The sequence below is a fragment of the Bacterioplanoides sp. genome (assembly GCF_965219715.1).
Taxonomy (GTDB): Bacteria; Pseudomonadota; Gammaproteobacteria; order Pseudomonadales; family Oceanobacteraceae; genus Bacterioplanoides.
Genome location: NZ_OZ244785.1, coordinates 313,028 through 329,946, shown reverse-complemented (window position 1 = coordinate 329,946; position 16,919 = coordinate 313,028). Strand labels below are relative to the sequence as shown.

10 protein-coding genes are annotated in these 16,919 nt (G+C 47.8%); 2 read left to right on the top strand and 8 right to left on the bottom strand.

Annotated features, from left to right (window positions below; genetic code table 11):
* Window positions 1-22: 22 nt before the first annotated feature.
* The 6 genes from ACOQOZ_RS02005 to ACOQOZ_RS01980 form a co-directional block, all read right to left on the bottom strand.
* Complete coding sequence (locus ACOQOZ_RS02005; protein WP_420590615.1) at window positions 23-2,035, bottom strand: methyl-accepting chemotaxis protein; 2,013 nt, start codon at window positions 2,033-2,035, stop codon at window positions 23-25.
* Window positions 2,036-2,307: 272 nt separating this feature from the next.
* Window positions 2,308-4,119 (bottom strand): protein kinase domain-containing protein, encoded by a 1,812-nt coding sequence (locus ACOQOZ_RS02000; protein WP_420590614.1) that lies wholly within the window; start codon window positions 4,117-4,119, stop codon window positions 2,308-2,310.
* 327 nt (window positions 4,120-4,446) lie between these two features.
* Window positions 4,447-5,913 (bottom strand): NarK family nitrate/nitrite MFS transporter, encoded by a 1,467-nt coding sequence (locus tag ACOQOZ_RS01995; RefSeq protein ID WP_420590613.1) that lies wholly within the window; start codon window positions 5,911-5,913, stop codon window positions 4,447-4,449.
* Window positions 5,914-5,938: 25 nt separating this feature from the next.
* Window positions 5,939-6,265, bottom strand: a complete 327-nt coding sequence (nirD, locus tag ACOQOZ_RS01990) for a nitrite reductase small subunit NirD (RefSeq protein ID WP_420590612.1) — start codon at window positions 6,263-6,265, stop codon at window positions 5,939-5,941.
* 84 nt (window positions 6,266-6,349) lie between these two features.
* Complete coding sequence (nirB, locus tag ACOQOZ_RS01985) at window positions 6,350-8,938, bottom strand: nitrite reductase large subunit NirB (protein ID WP_420590611.1); 2,589 nt, start codon at window positions 8,936-8,938, stop codon at window positions 6,350-6,352.
* 454 nt (window positions 8,939-9,392) lie between these two features.
* Window positions 9,393-10,727 carry a diguanylate cyclase gene (locus tag ACOQOZ_RS01980; protein WP_420590610.1) on the bottom strand — a complete coding sequence of 445 codons (1,335 nt, stop codon included), beginning with the start codon at window positions 10,725-10,727 and terminating at the stop codon, window positions 9,393-9,395.
* A 446-nt stretch (window positions 10,728-11,173) separates the two neighbouring features.
* Here ACOQOZ_RS01980 and ACOQOZ_RS01975 point away from each other — a divergent pair, with 446 nt between their 5' ends.
* Both ACOQOZ_RS01975 and cobA read left to right on the top strand, forming a co-directional pair.
* A complete protein-coding gene (locus tag ACOQOZ_RS01975; RefSeq protein ID WP_420590609.1) occupies window positions 11,174-13,936 on the top strand; it encodes a molybdopterin-dependent oxidoreductase in 2,763 nt (920 codons plus the stop codon).
* A gap of 1 nt (window position 13,937) precedes the next feature.
* Entirely contained in the window at window positions 13,938-14,720 is a 783-nt protein-coding gene (gene cobA, locus ACOQOZ_RS01970) for a uroporphyrinogen-III C-methyltransferase (protein ID WP_420590608.1), read from the top strand.
* Between the two features lie 96 nt (window positions 14,721-14,816).
* Here cobA and ACOQOZ_RS01965 read toward each other — a convergent pair whose 3' ends face one another.
* Together ACOQOZ_RS01965 and ACOQOZ_RS01960 are read right to left on the bottom strand one after the other, a co-directional pair.
* Complete coding sequence (locus ACOQOZ_RS01965; protein WP_420590607.1) at window positions 14,817-15,818, bottom strand: alpha/beta fold hydrolase; 1,002 nt, start codon at window positions 15,816-15,818, stop codon at window positions 14,817-14,819.
* Window positions 15,811-16,806 carry an alpha/beta fold hydrolase gene (locus tag ACOQOZ_RS01960; RefSeq protein ID WP_420590606.1) on the bottom strand — a complete coding sequence of 332 codons (996 nt, stop codon included), beginning with the start codon at window positions 16,804-16,806 and terminating at the stop codon, window positions 15,811-15,813. Before ACOQOZ_RS01960 ends, ACOQOZ_RS01965 begins: the two co-directional genes overlap by 8 nt.
* Window positions 16,807-16,919: the final 113 nt, after the last annotated feature.

The window sequence follows — 16,919 nt, the reverse complement described above, 5'->3', positions numbered from 1 at the left end:
CCGGTGATTAATCAAAGGTTGCCTAACTCATTTTAAAACGGCCAATGCTGGTTTTCAGTTGCTGAGCCAGCTCAGCAACTTTATCCGCCGTATCCCCCATACCCACCACACTGGATTGGTTATCTGCATATTGCTGCTGAATCTCCACCACATTGCGGCTGATATCTGCAACCGTCACAGCCTGCTGTTCTGTTGCTGCAGCGGAGCTGGCGTTCAGGTCGTTAACACTATCAACCTGGAGAACAATATTACTGATCTCATCAATGATGGTCATAACACTTTCGCGGGTTGCATCGGCTTTACTGGCACTGATATTCATTGATTCCACTGCGCGCACACTGCCCTGCTGCAGCACCGTAATCATTTCTTCAATACGGCCAGTCGATTCCTGAGTTTTCTGCGCCAGTGTTCGCACTTCATCGGCGACTACGGCAAAACCGCGCCCTTGCTCTCCGGCACGTGCCGCTTCAATGGCAGCGTTTAATGCCAGCAGGTTGGTTTGTTCGGCAATGCCTTTAATGACATCGAGAATCGAGCCAATCTCTGCACTGTGTGACTCAACCCGAACAATATCTTCACGGGTCGCGCTGAGGTTATCTCCCAGCTCGGCAATATCCGCCGATGTTATTGCCAGCAACTGTTCGCCGCGTTTTGCCGCTTCATTCGCCCGGGACGACTGCACAGACGCCCCGGCACAGTTTTCACTGACGTTCCTGACACTGGAATCCATTTCCGTCATTGATGCCGCTGCCTGCTCGGTTTGCTGTAAGCCCTGTTCAACCTGGCGCTCAACATCATCAGACACTTGCTGCAGCGCCAGCGAGGACTGTTGCAGATCGGAACTGGCACTGGAAATATCTCCCACCATAGCCCGAATATGTTGAATGGTTTCGTTAAAGGTACGGGTTAAACGGCCAAGGTCATCCCGGCTCAACGGTTCAATATAGATATCGAGATCGGCATGGTCGCCAAAATGTTGCATACCTTGCGATAAACGATGCAGCTGTCGGCTGATCATTAATTGACTGTAAAAACTGATGGCAATGGTTGCGCTGACAAACAAGCACACCAGCAATAAATAGAGATAGAAAGTCTGTTCTTCCTGGCGACGCTTGCGGACAACAAATTCGGTTAAGCTGGCACCCACGCTGTCTTCAGCTTTCTTTAATAAATTAATACGCTCGGTTGCCTGCTGAAACCAGTAGACCGCATCAACACCAAAATTCTGATCGTTCTCACGGGTGATACGGCGAATTCGCTCAACTTCATCAATTGCCGGACCGGAAATAATCTGACGAATGGTATGCGTTAAAGCAGCATCGCTGAAGTCGAGAAATAGCTGGTAAAACCGGGCCTGCTCAACGCCTAATGCCAGATATTTTGCCTTGGTATTGGCATCGGCACTGTCTTTCGTCAATACCGAGCCAATAACCGCGCGTTCGATACCAGCACGTTCTTTGCCTTGCATAAAATACAGGTAAGCCGTTGCCGCGCGGGAAATATCTTTGTCGGCAACGATCTGCGATATTCCCGCCGTTAATGACAATAAATCCGTATTGAGATTGGTATAAAAGCTAATGGCGGTCTTCATACCTATTGTGTGATTTTTAACCTGCTGGCGTATTTTATTAACCGCCAGACGGCTGTCGATGATCGCTTTTAAATCACGCGCCAGCTCATCTGAGCCAGTCGCCAGCTGTTGTTGTTCAACATAACGACTGAAGCGATCAAACACAGTATCGGTTTGTTGTTTCTGCTGCGCTAATTCGCGCGAAAACGTTTCCCCCTGACTGGCGATATAAACTGACGAGGCGCCCCTTTCTTTCTGGATTTCATGCACCAGGTTACTGGATATCAGAGACAAATTAATTAAGGTTTCTGCCTGTTCCAGGCTAACAACCAGTTTGCGCTCCGTATAAAGCGCTTTGGCGGCGAAGAAACAAACTAACAACAGCGGCAGGATAATGGATATTAACAACTTCATCCGAATGGAAAGATTCAGAAACAACGACATCTCGACCTCTATCACGAGCATATAATTCTGATGTACAGGCTAGACGAGGATATTCAGAACGCCACGTTTTTTGATAAGTTGGACAACAATTGTATTTTTCAACGACTCAGATCAAAAAACGCACGGATTTGCGCTGCGACTTAGGCACAATAATGGGGTGCTTTTGGTATCTACTTCGGTATCTACTTTGGTATCTACTTTAGTATCGAACCTTGGTATTTAAAAAGTGGCACAAAGTTACCAGATGAGATATTCAGGCGATCTGTCATTTGGCGTGTCGTTCAAGGTACCACTTAAGCGGCCAGTAGCACTTGCTGGACGATAATAATGACCAACAACAGCAAACTGGTGCCCTGCCAGAAACGCAAAGGGTTTCGTTCAATCAGCGGACGTTTAGCGGCTTTGCCAACCAAAGCCAGATTCGGCTGATTAAGATCCTGCCATAACTCAGAGTACGCCTGATGGCGCTTCTGAATATTTGCATGGCAGGCTTTTTCCAATGCTAAATCGAGCCATACAGGTATATCAGGGCGTAACAGCTTTAACGAACGATATTGCCATTCCGAGGTGGATTTGGGTGTTTTACGATGCACCTCTTCCATCTCATAGGGCGTTTTGCCCGCCAGCATTTCATAGATAATCACCGCTAAGGAGAATAAGTCACTTTGAGTTCCGGCAACGCTATGCATCACATATTCGGGAGCGATATATAACACTGAGCCAACCGGGCAATCTTCTTCAACGGCGTTAGCAACTTCTGCTAACCCCTGCACTGACACGGTACCAAAATCGATTAACTTAACTCTGCCATCATTTGTGATCAGAATATTTTCAGGTTTCAGATCACGGTGAACCATGCCAAGACGTTGGAAAGCCCGCAGGCCATGAATAATCTGTTCAACAATATCACGTACTTCTTTTAACGATGGCGATGGATGATCATGCATCCATTGCCGCAATGACGTTCCTTCCACGTATTCACACAAATGATAGAGAAAACGGCTGCCATCACGAACCGGATGAATTTTCATAATATTGCTGTGATCAACCCGATTGCCCACCCACTGTTCACGGGCAAAACCATCCAGATACACCAGGTCATCGCTGAAATTAGCGGAAGGTGCCTTTAACACAAACTTCTTTTTTTCACTGTTTTCGACCAGATAAACGTGACTGCGGGTACCGCTGTACAGTACTTTCTGAACCAGCAACTGATCGATTTTGTGCCCCACCTCCAGCACCGGAGGAATAACTCTTTCGCTCAACTGGCGCTGTGCTTCAACAATGTCCGGTGTTGGTGTCTGTTCGATACGTAATACAAAACAGCTGCAGTTGTCGTCGCTGCCACGCTGCAATGCCTGTTCGACCAATTGCTGACAAGCCTGTTCAAACTGATATTGCTGGTCTTCCAGGCTGAACTGTGAAAACCACTGTTTTATTTCTGCGGTGCTGAAATATTCGTGCACACCATCGGTAGAAAATAAGAAATAATCACCCGGATGAATATCGACGCAGTGATAATCAACTTCCAGGTGATTATCCATTCCCAGAGCCCGGCTTAGATAGACCTTCCCACCCTTTTGCGGATTGCCCTGACTGATACAATGATCGCGGGTGAGCTGCTCGAATTCAGCGTCCTGATTTTTATCAGCCACACGATAACGATAAATCCGGCTGTCACCGGCATGGAAAATATGGGCGCTGTTGGATTTGGCAATTAATGAACTGAAGGTGGTAACCAGACCATTATGACGCGCACTGGCTTGTTGCCCATGGTGATATAACCAGGCATTTAGCGAAGAAAGCACTTTACTGGCTGAGGTTTTTACGTCCCAGCTATCCGGTGTGCAATAGTAGTCCTGTAAAAAATGGGTAACAGCGGTACTGGACGCTAATTGAGCCTGCTCGCTACAGCTCACACCATCGGCAATACAAACACCAATACCTTTGTATTTTGCCTGAGACAGTCCGGGTTGATGGGCAGCAAAGGCATCCTGATTTTCATCTTTCATACCTGCCGTCGAATAACCACCAAAACTGACTTTTAATTGCTCAACCATCACAACCGCCATATCCACTCTTAAAAGTTCGGATGCTTTCCACACAGTTAAGATACCGGAGTACTTTTAACAGCAGCAACAACATTTATAGAAGTAATGTAGGTGTTTGTTGATCGGCCGTCTGCTGCAGGACGCAGCAGCCGAGCTTACAAGGACGTATATACAGCGTGCCGAGCTATAAATTCCTATATTGCTTTTATAAGCTCATAGCTGAAAGTTTCGGGCATATTAACAATAGACACTCGTTCGACGTACAGACATTCAGACTTTTACTTTTTGACACGCGGTGAGTACTTCCCTGTACGCTCGACTATTGCATCCATGCAATAGACGGTCAAAAATCAAAAGCCTGAACGCCTGCACATCTTCGGATTAAGAAACCTTAATTAACTCAACCGAACCATCTTCATTAATCTCGGCCATATGACCTTCCGGCTCTTCCATTGCCAACAGCGCTACGAAACCAACCACAGCGGTAGCAGCAATCACCAGGAAGAAGGTTGAGTAATCAACCAGCGACAGTACCGTCAGATAGGTTACCGCACCAACGTTACCATAGGCTCCGGTCATACCAGCGATCTGGCCGGTCAAACGACGCTTAATTAATGGTACCGCTGCGAACACAGCGCCTTCGCCGGATTGTACAAAGAAAGAACATGCCATCGCAGCAACAACTGCTAACCACAGCGGCCAGCTGCTATCCACCATCGACATAACGTAGTACCCCACAGCCAGGCCAGCCGTCAAAATCAACAAGGTAGATTTACGGCCAAATTTATCCGATAGCCAGCCACCACCCGGACGCGACATCAGATTCATAAAGGCGTATGCCGAAGCCACCATACCAGCCAATACCGGCGTTAATTCAAAAGTCTCAGCAAAGAATAACGGCAACATAGACACTACGGCCAGTTCAGAACCGAACGTCGCAAAATACAATACGTTTAATACCGCAACCTGTTTGAATTTGTATTGATGAACTTCGTCCACCGGTGCTTCAAACACGTGCTTGTTTACCTTCCAGACATGAGTCAGTTCGTACAGGAATAACAGAACCAAACCAACGTAACATAACAAGGCAGTGGTATCGGATAACAAACTGACACCCGCTGGTGACAGCTTCCAGGTTAATAATGCCAGAGCTGCGTACATAGGCACCTTCATAATCAGCAGGAAGAAAAAGTCTCCCTTGCTGGTCACTTCCAGTGCACCAAGATTTTTCGGACGGAAATAGGTAGAACCTTTTGGTGTATCAGAAACGTTGGCATAAAAGATAAAAGCGAACACCAGGCTTAATGCACCGGTAATACCAACAGCATAACGCCAGCCGTCATCTCCACCAAAAGCCAGAGCAACCACAGGTAAGGTAAATGCAGCAGCAGCGGAACCAAAGTTACCCCAGCCACCGTAAATGCCTTCAGCGGTACCCAGCTCATTAGCCGGGAACCATTCACTCACCAGACGAATACCAATAACGAAACCAGCGCCAATAAAGCCTAACAGGAATCGGGCAATCGCCGCCTGGGTAAAGTCATCCGCCAGTGCGAACATAAAACACGGAATCGAACAAATTGCTAACAAAGCAGAATAAACCAGCCGTGGACCAAAGCGGTCGGTCAGCATGCCGATAACAACACGTGCAGGAATGGTTAAAGCGACGTTAAGAATCAACAGGGTTTTTACTTCCGAAGGAGCCAACCCTAAACTGGCTGCAATCGCCTGTAATAAAGGAGCGTGGTTAAACCACACAAGGAAGGTGATAAAAAATGCCATCCAACTTAAATGCAGTGTTTTCATTTTTCCGCTGAATGAAAAAATATTAAATTTTTCCGTAGTCATAACTAAACCTTACTAACCCAATCTTTTATGCCGCTAACAGTATCTGGTCGTTCTCGACCTTAACCTGAAATGTTTTTAATGAAACTTCGTCATATTCGAGACACACACCGGTTGCCAGATCGAAGTGTTGTTTGTACAGAGGTGACGCCACAACCAGCTGCTCACCAACAGAACCGATAATCCCGCGCGATAACACATTGGCTTTACCAAACGGGTCGTAATTGGATACGGCAAAAACCTGCTCGCTATTCCCTAAGCGAAACAAAGCGACCTGCTCTCCGGCCAACGCAGCACACACACCGGTATCCGGAGCAATATCATTTAAATCACATACAGCAATCCAGTCAGACATCACGGATCTCCTGAAAATAAATACACATTTTTATGAAAATTTGATGTGCCCGGCAGTTGCCTGCCAGGCATTGATTAAATACAGTTATTCCACCGGATTCAGTTCAATCAGTTCGATTTTCTCTGCTTCCGTTGCCGGACGTCGCTGGCCACGCTCACGTACATAATACAAAGCGCTGTCTTCGTCGTCGGAGTTGATAAAGTGCTTAAAGCGTTTGAGTTTTTCAGTGTCATTAATCGTGGTTTTCCACTCACACTGGTAAGTGCTTACTACCTTCGTCATCGCATCTTCGAGTTCGCTGTTAATATCCAGCTTATCGTCGATGACTACTTCACGCAGATAGTCGAGCCCGCCTTCGAGGTTTTCCATCCATACCGAAGTACGTTGCAGGCGGTCACCGGTACGCACATAAAACATCAGAATGCGATCGATGTATTTCACCAGTGTTTCGTCATCAAGGTCAGTCGCAAATAAATCACCATGACGCGGGCGCATGCCACCATTACCACAAACGTATAAATTCCAGCCATTCTCTGTGGCGATAACACCAATATCTTTGCTTTGTGCTTCCGCACATTCCCGGGTGCATCCGGAAACGGCAAATTTAATTTTATGTGGTGCGCGCAAACCTTTATAACGGTCTTCCAGAGCAATGGCCATCGACACTGAATCCAGAACACCGTAACGGCACCAGGTGCTGCCAACGCAGGATTTTACGGTACGCAGCGATTTACCATAGGCATGACCGGTTTCAAATCCGGCGTCCACCAGCTTGCCCCAAATTTCAGGTAATTCGTGCAACTGAGCACCAAATAAATCAATACGCTGACCACCGGTAATTTTGGTATACAGATCGTATTCTTTTGCCACTTCGCCGAGAACAATCAGTTTTTCCGGCGTAATTTCACCACCAGCAACACGCGGCACAATCGAATAGGTACCATCTTTCTGCATATTCCCTAGGAAAATATCGTTGGTGTCCTGCAAACCGATGTGATCGTCTTTCAGTACATACTCATTTTCGAATGAGGCCAGAATCGAACCAATGGTTGGCTTACAGATTTCACAACCATGACCTTTACCGTGCTCGGCCAGTACTTCTTTAAATGTTGTAAACCCTTTAACCCGGATAATATCCGCCAGCTCCTGACGTGAATACGCGAAGTGTTCACACAGGTCGTTATTAACTTCAACACCCAGTGATTCGAGTTCAGCGTCCATTACCTGCTTGGTTAATGCCGCACAACCGCCACATCCGGTTGACGCTTTGGTCGCATCTTTAATATCACCCATGGTGCAGCAACCCCCCTGTACAGCAGCCGCGATATCACCTTTGGTCACATCAAAACAGGAACAAATCTGAGCCGTTTCAGGCAGAGCTGCGACACCTAAGCCCGCACCACCTTCGTCATCAGAGGCAGCGGGCAATAATAAGGCTGCTGGATCACCGGGAATGTCCATGTCATTTAATTTCAGCTGCAACAGAGAGCCGTATGCTTCAACGTCACCCACCAACACGGCACCCAACAGCTTTTTGCCATCGGCGGATACAATTAAACGCTTATAAACTTCACTGACTTCGTCTTTAAACACATAGCTCTGACAGCCTTCACTGCTGCCATGGGCGTCACCAATCGAAGCAACATCAACACCCAGCAATTTCAGCTTGGTCGACATATCAGCACCCTGGAATTCCAGCGTTGCAGCATCGCCGCTGAAACTGGCCTGAATATGATTAATTGCCACCTTGGCCATCTGATAACCCGGTGCCACTAAACCATAAATCTTATTATCCCAAAGAGCGCACTCACCAATAGCGTAAATATCCGGATCTGAAGTCTGACAGGAATCATTAATAACGATACCGCCACGCTCACCAATGGTTAAATCAAATTGACGTGCCAGCTCATCCTGCGGACGAATACCCGCAGAAAACAGAATCATATCGGTTTCCAGGAAGCTGCCATCCGCAAAGTTCATGCGGTAACGACAGTTTTCACCGGCAACAATTTCCTGAGTATTTTTTTCGGTATGAACACGAACACCAAGGTCTTCAATCTTCGCGCGTAATAATTCACCACCACCACTGTCCAGTTGTACCGCCATCAGGCGAGGTGCGAACTCAACCACATGGGTTTCTAATCCGGCTTGTTTCAGAGCGTTAGCTGCTTCTAACCCTAATAAACCACCGCCCACAACAACACCCACTTTACTTTGTTCAGCGGAAGCAGAAATGGCTTCTAAATCTTCAATGGTGCGGTAAACCAGGCAATGATCCTGATCTTTACCCGGGATAGGAGGAACAAATGGATACGAACCGGTTGCTAATACCAGTTTGTCGTAGCTTTCGGTTAAGCCATTTGCTGTGGTGATGGTTTTTTCACTGCTGTTAATCGCAACCACTTTATCCTTCAACAAGTAACGAATGCTTTGTTGTTGGTATTCGTCTTCATTCGTCAGGGATAAATCGTCTGCAGTTGCACCGGAAAAATATTTACTCAACTGAACACGGTCGTAAGCCAGACGTGGCTCTTCAGAAAAAGTAATTAATTCGTAGTCGGACGCGTTTTCAGAGGACGCCAGGGTAGACAAAAACTGATGGCCGACCATGCCGTTGCCAACGACGATGATGCGTTTTTTATTTGCCGTAGCGGAGGTATTTAATTCGCTCATAATGAACTCTCTCTATCTGGTCATAATTATTTATGTCTCCTAAGGTGCTTCATTGCCCTCTTCAATCGCTACGGCGTTGTAACGATGAACATCACACAGGCTTTAGCAAAGTAGATGCCAGATAATGGTTTTGGCCAATTATGGGGGATATTTATTCAAGCTGTATTGAATCTGCGGCAGAAACTCAGGTTAAAAACGCACAACGAATGAGCTGAAAACAATCTATTCGCACCATGCAGGTGCGAAAAAACAGAAGGAAACGGAGCTACAGAAAGCAGCTTATCGATATAAAGCCTAACGGAAAGAGCCTTAACAGAAACAGACTTACCGGAAAGCCATCAAAAGCCATTAAACGAAAGAACAGGCATAAAGCCTGTTCATAAGAGAGATAAAGATTTCATTAAGGGCTGCTGTAACGAGGCAGGTTTGCAGCCTGAAGCTCAGCGATTCACCATTAATTGTCCAGCGCAGCAATACACACCTGGTTACGGCCATTTTCTTTAGCTTTATACAGCGCCTGATCGGCTTTATCCAACATACCTTCCAGGCTTAACCCCTGATCACAACACACCAGACCACCGGAGAACGAATAATTAAACTCAGCGCACGGGCTTTGCTCTTTTAATTTCATGGCAACCCGGTCAAGCACCTGCTGTGCGGTTTCCGGGCCAGTTTCACATAAGGCGACCACAAATTCTTCACCACCCCAGCGACCAATAATATCGTTCTCTCGCAGGCAGGATTTCAACATCATGGCAAAATGTTTGATGACCTTGTCACCCACCGCGTGACCATAGGTATCGTTAATCGATTTAAAACGATCCAGATCCAGCATCGCCAGGCACATATTGTGGCCATAACGACAGTAACGCACCCGCTCCTCTTCAAGGCGGCGCATGGTCTCACGACGATTTAACAATCCGGTTAACGGATCACGCATCACCAGATTACGTACCGTACGACCCCGGCGAATACGGGATTCCACCGCGGATAACAAATCAGCGGAGCGCACAGGTTTGGTCAGGAAGGTATCCGCTCCGGTGCACAACGACTTTAACTGTTGCTGCGGACTCATTTCACACGACAGGAAAACAATAGGAACCGAGATCAGGTTGTCCATCTGGCGAATAATGCCAGCCAGTTCCTGGCCGTTAATATCCGGCATATATAAGTCGAGCAGAATCAGATCCGGAATATTATCCTGCAGATAAGGCATCAGCTGTTCGAGCGGTGTCACAATGGTGTGAGTGACAAAGCCGGCTTTTTTCAGGATCTCAGAATGGAAGTCGGCCACCGACTGCTGATCATCGACCACCAATACATGATACGGGTCGCGTTCAAACCGCTCACTGAGTGCATCAAGCTCGAGCAATACCTGATTCACATCCACCGGCGTGGTAACAAACGCCTGCCCGCCCATACGCACGGCAGTCGCGCGAAGTGACAGAGTGTCCTGGCTACTGAGTGCAATCACCGGCCACTGTTTATTGCTCTCCGCCATGTCGATCAGCCAGCCGTGTTGCTTTTTCGACAGTTCATCAAGATCAATAATCACTGCAAAGGTGTTGGCTTCTTCGCGGGCTAACAGGTGCGAGATCGAGTCGACCATTTTCACTTTATAGCCAGCCGCCGTAATTGCACCTTCAAGTGCCTCGGTCGCCTCATTACGCCCCAAAATGAGAACATGCAGGGGTTCACCTTTGATGTATTGATGAACTCTGCGATGTAGCAGTGATACACCTTCGGAAGCGGCAAAGGCCTCGTCCGGAACCGCTGTGATATCAGTCATTTAACCCGCTCGAACAATATTAGTTATTCCTAAAGCCTAGCAGTGCTGGCATAAAGCGACATAAAATTTTCATTCTTATGTCATAGAAAACACAGCAATTTTTACGATTCCTGGTACTTGCGGCCAATCCTCTCATACCACAGCGCGAGCAATTACGATTTGCGCAACATATTAGTGCATAATAACCTCTCAGCAGCCAAACACAGTGCACACACAACCTGCCGCCTCCGGGTTTATCGTGCTGATCAGCACAACCTGCCGAGAAAACAGATCTGGCATCAAACTTGAAAGAAGACCTCTGCTAGCCGAATGGCAAGTACTCCGGAATACCAGCGTTGGTATTTCAGTTTTCGTGTTGTGTAACGAGGTCTGTTTCCTCCGTTTTCAGACCTGAGCATTGGCGCTCACAGATGATGATCTGTGGGCGCTTTTTTTTTTGGAAAGTGATGATGAGCGACATAGCGACTGCAACGACAGCTGTAACTACCGATACTACCTGCCCCTATTGTGGTGTCGGCTGCGGTGTAAAGGTTGAAACCGATAACGGTGTCCCTGCCCCGGTAACCGGTCTGGCCGATCATCCGGCTAACTTTGGCAAGCTATGCGTTAAAGGTTCCGCGCTGCATCAAACCCTGGACCACAATGAACGCTTAACCACACCTCTGTTAAACGGTCATCGTGCCAGCTGGGATCAGGCACTGAATCTGATCAGCGATAAAATTCAGCAGGTGGTGAATAACCATGGGCCGGAAGCCGTGGCATTTTATGGCTCCGGACAGTTATTAACCGAGGATTATTACGTCGCCAATAAGCTGATGAAAGGTTTTATCGGCAGTGCCAATATGGATACCAACTCGCGTTTGTGTATGGCTTCTGCGGTGGCCGGTTACAAACGTGCGTTTGGTTCCGATACAGTCCCCGGATGTTATGAAGATCTGGAGCAAACGGATCTGATCACTCTGGTTGGCAGTAACCTGGCCTGGGCCCACCCGATTATTTACCAGCGTATTGTTGCAGCAAAACAGCGTAATCCATCATTAAAAGTCGTCGTGATTGATCCACGTAAAACCGCCAGCTGTGACATTGCTGATTTGCACCTGGCCATTCGACCAGGAGCTGATGCCTTCCTGTTTAATGCTCTGCTGAATTACCTGGCCACGACCGATCAGCTTGATCAGCCATTTATTGAAAACTGTACCGACGATTTTGAGCTGGCACTGGAGCAAGCTCGATCACAAAGTGAAGATCTACAACAGCTGTCCGCCAATACCGACCTTGCGGTGAATGATTTATTACGCTGGTTTGACTGGTTCGCCGCCAGCCCGCGAGCGGTAACGGTTTATTCCATGGGTATTAACCAAAGTGCCACCGGCACAGATAAAACCAACGCCATTATTAACGCCCACCTGGCCAGCGGTAAAATTGGCAAACCCGGCTGCGCCCCTTTTTCCATTACTGGCCAACCAAACGCCATGGGCGGTCGTGAAGTGGGTGGCCTGGCGAATCAATTAGCCGCCCACATGGATTTTTCTGCAGGCGAGCGTGAGCGGGTTAAACGCTTCTGGCAAGCCCCGAGAATTGCGGAAAAACCCGGCCTGAAAGCCATTGAACTGTTTGAAGCGGTACTGCGTGGCGACATTAAGTTCCTCTGGATTATGTCAACCAATCCACTGGTGAGTATGCCAAATGCAGACCTGGTAAAGCGGGCGTTGGAGAAATGTGAGTTGGTGGTGGTTTCCGATTGTATGGCCTACAGCGATACCGCCAGAGCCGCGCATGTTTTGTTGCCAGCGGCCAGTTGGGGAGAAAAAAACGGTACCGTGACGAATTCCGAACGCCGTATTTCCCGTCAGCGTGGTTTTTTACCACCACCGGGAGAGGCCAAACCGGATTGGTGGATTATTTCTCAGGTTGGCCAACGCCTGGGCTATAAAGACGCCTTTAACTACCAACACCCGGCTGAAATTTTTGACGAACACGCCCGCTTATCCGCGTTCGAAAACAACGGCCGCCGCGATTTTGATTTATCCGCATTAGTGGGTATGAGCCAGCAACAATACGACGCCCTGGCTCCGGTCCAGTGGCCGGTTAACGATGATTACCCCACGGGTAAGGCGCGCTTTTTTGCAGACGGCCAGTTTTTTACCGCCAATAAAAAAGCCCGTTTTCTCGCCATTGATGCTTGCCTGCCACAGCAGGAAAGTGCCGCTGATAACGACAAGTCCGCGGGATTAAATATGAACACCGGGCGCATTCGTGATCACTGGCACACCATGACCCGTACCGGTAAAAGTGCCCGCCTGGCACAGCACATCAGCGAACCATTTATTGAATTGCACCCTGATGATGCCGAAGATTATGGCGTCAAACAGAATCAATTGGTGGAAGTGTTTAACCGTCGTGCAGGCATTCGCGTCCGCGCGCGGATTTCTGATCAGCAGCGTCGCGGAGAAGCCTTTGTGCCGATGCACTGGAACGATCGCTACGCTAATCAGGCACGAATGGGCAGCCTGGTCAATTCCGACCACGACCCGTTCTCGGGGCAGCCGGAGTTAAAAATAACCCGCATTCAACTGCGTCCTCTGCCCTTGCAGTGGCAAGGCTTTATTTTATCCCGTCAGGATCTGTTTATCAGCGATAGCAATCTGTCACCGCTCGATTGTGATTACTGGGCATACGGCTTAACCAGCTCAGGGCATTTTTACGAAGTTGCCGGTAATCAAACGGCAGTCGATTTTATGAACACATTTAAACAACGCTGTGAACAACAGCTACCGGGACAATGGTTATCCCTTGATGATGACCAGCGACAGCATCACCGTTGGGCCTGCATCAACGATGGCAAGCTACAGGCGATTGCCTTCGTTCAGGGAATTCACGAACCGGACTTCAGTGTTAATCGTCAGTGGTTAACCGAACAGTTTGATAACCAAAATATCGATGCCCTGACCCGCAAAGCACTGCTGGGAGGCAGAGCACCCGGCAAACAAAGCGACCCGGGGAAAATTATCTGCTCTTGTTTTCAGGTGGGCGAGAACGCCATTAAAGCCGCCATCGCGGACGGTGCAAATAACGCCGAAGCATTGGGTCAACAACTGCAATGTGGCACTAATTGTGGATCCTGTATTCCGGAGCTGACCGCACTGACGCAGCAATATCGCAGTGACAACACCGCTGCAGAATTATTTACCGAATTAAGTGAGAAATAACATGACGACGTTAAATAAAAAACCGACGACAAAACAGTTAACTCAATCTTTCGGTACCGTGACCTTAGTCGGTGCAGGCCCTGGCGATCCGGAGTTATTAACCATTAAAGCGATGAAAGCCATCAGCCAGGCAGACTGCGTACTTTATGACGCGCTCATCTCACCGGAAATTCTTGAATTAATTCCGCAACAATGTACCCGTATTCATGTTGGAAAACGCTGTGGCGATCACAAGATGGGTCAGGCCGATATTCAGACTTTGTTGGTTTCCTGCGCCCGGAAATATCAGCGGGTTGTGCGCCTCAAAGGTGGTGATCCGTTTATTTTTGGTCGTGGAGGTGAAGAGCTACAGTATCTGCAACAACGTGGCATCGACGTTTTGGTGGTCCCGGGCATTACCGCAGCCGGAGGTTGTGCTGCAGCCGCTAAAATTCCGCTGACTCACCGCCATCTTGGCAATGCACTGGTATTGCAGAGTGGTCACAGTCAGCACGGCGAATTCGATCTGCCGCAAAATCCGACGCGGGTATTTTATATGGGTGCCAAACAAGCCGGCGCCATTACAGCCCGACTGTTAACCGAAGGTCTGCATGAATCCACGCCGATTGCCATCATCGCCAACGGTACTTTGCCCAACCAGCAGGTCATTAAAGGCGTATTGATGGATCTACCTCATCTGGCTGGCCAGTATTCCGGTGCAGGTCCAGCGTTGATTGTGGTTGGAGAAGTGGCTGCGATGGCTGAATTATCCACCCAGAAATCATCGCAGCGCCAGGTTGCATAACCCCCATAAGTTAAACCTGCGTTAACCGACATCAATATTTAATGCCGGTTAACGCACGGGTTTAACAACAGTAGAGTCATGTCTTTTCAGCTGAATTTACGGATTACCAAGTTTCTGAATAAACCCCGCAACATCAGCCGCACTTTTATCTGGCACCTCCATTTGTGGCATATGGCCGGAATCCGGATAAATTATCAGTTCAGAAGCAGGAATTGCCTGATTAAAACGATGCGCCAGCTCAACCGGTAAGGCTGCATCACGCTGCCCCCAGAGAATCAGAGTAGGAATCTCAATGTTCTCTAATCTGGAAATCTCGTTGTAGGTTTTTGCTCCCTGCATCGCCAGCTCACGAATCGTACTGCGATTCTTTATATAACGACTGATATCATTAAAGCGCTGGCCATAAGCTTCAGTAAAATAAGCTGAATTATAGTTATAATCACTTTGTTCGGATAATAACGCCAGCAACACATGATCAAGAACAAAGCCCAGGCCAGGTATTTTCGATAACGCCAATACCATTTTTTCAAACGCCGGAGCATTGTTGACCAGATCATCAGCATTCATTAATAAACCGCCGGAATCAACCAACACTAATCCTTGGGCTTTTCCCGGAAAATCCAGTACATAACGAATCGCGGTTTCGCCACCATAAGAATTACCGGCAATAACAAACTGCTGCAGATTAATTGCCGCAGTAAAATGATCAATAAACTCAGCAAATAACCAACGATCATAGTGACCACCCGGCACCGGATCGCTAAGGCCATGGCCTGGAAGGTCAACAGCGATCACACGATAATCCTGCTCCAGCCTCTGACGCCACAGTTCCCAGGTATAAAGATTATCCATACCACCATGTAATAGTAATAAAGCCGGTTTTTTAGCCTCACCATTACCCACTTCAGCGCTGCTCACTTCACCACTGTCCAGGTAATGGACATGACTACCGTCACTGAGTGTCACATACTTTTTAACGTATTGATCCAGCTCTTCTATCGTCAGGCTGCTTTGCCATAAGCTGGCCACCCACAGGCTTAACGCAACAACAATCAGCACAACAACGGCAGAGATACATACCAACAACATCTTAATCATTAATAAAATCCCGGATAATAGCGGCGGTTTCTTTGGGCTTTTCCATCATTGGCATATGTCCGGCCTGATCAACAATCGCTAACTGACTGTTGTTAATATGCTGGTGAAATTTTTCAGCTACACTGACCGGCACTAATTCATCCTGCTTGCCGTTCACCACCAACACAGGCATATTCAATTCAGATAAGCGCGGCAATAAATCCTGAGGGCCATTTTTCTCAACCAGATACATACCCTGGCGAAACATTAATAACTGAGCTTCACGATTGCCCTGGTGGCGATTAACCTCGGAAAAATAATCCACATATTCATCGGTTAATAGCGATTTATTAAACGTCATTTGCTCCATCACACTGCGAATAACCCGTTTGCTGATAAACTGGCTGGCGCTGCGCTCAAACCACGACAACTGAGTAAATTCGGGAGAATCCGGCGATACCGCTTCGCTATCAGAAAACAACGAAGCGTCATAACCGTCGTCGGAATTAGGAATACCTTCAGAATCCACCAGAATTAAACGCGATACCTGTTGTGGATACTGCAGTGCTAACTCCAGTGCAACACCACCACCAAAAGAATTACCCGCCACAGCAAAATGTCCAATATCCAACGCTTGTAATAACTGATACACAGCATCACGTTCTGCAATTCGATCATAGACATTGGCCGGATAACTGCCGGTTAATCCATGCCCTAATAAATCCATCGAGATCAGACGATAATCGGCTTTTAATTGTTCAACCCAGCCTTCCCAGTTCTGTAATGAACCAAAGCCGCCATGAATCATCACCAGTACCGGACCATCCTGATTACCCTCGTCTCGGTAATGCATATTGGCACCGTTAGGCAAACGCAGAAAACGTGACGAGTCTTTAATATATTGTGGTAGCCCTTCTTTATTAATATCCGGGCGATAAAACAATACGACCAGCCCGACCAGTATGATCAGGATAATAACCATAATGCCGCACAGGATTTTATTGGCCATTACAACTCTCCTTCCTTCTTCAGATCTGCTTGCGGGTATAAAACCCTGTCATAAAAACGTAAAAAGCCCCGGGGGCTGAGTGCACATCAGCTAAACTCCCCGGGGAAAGCAGC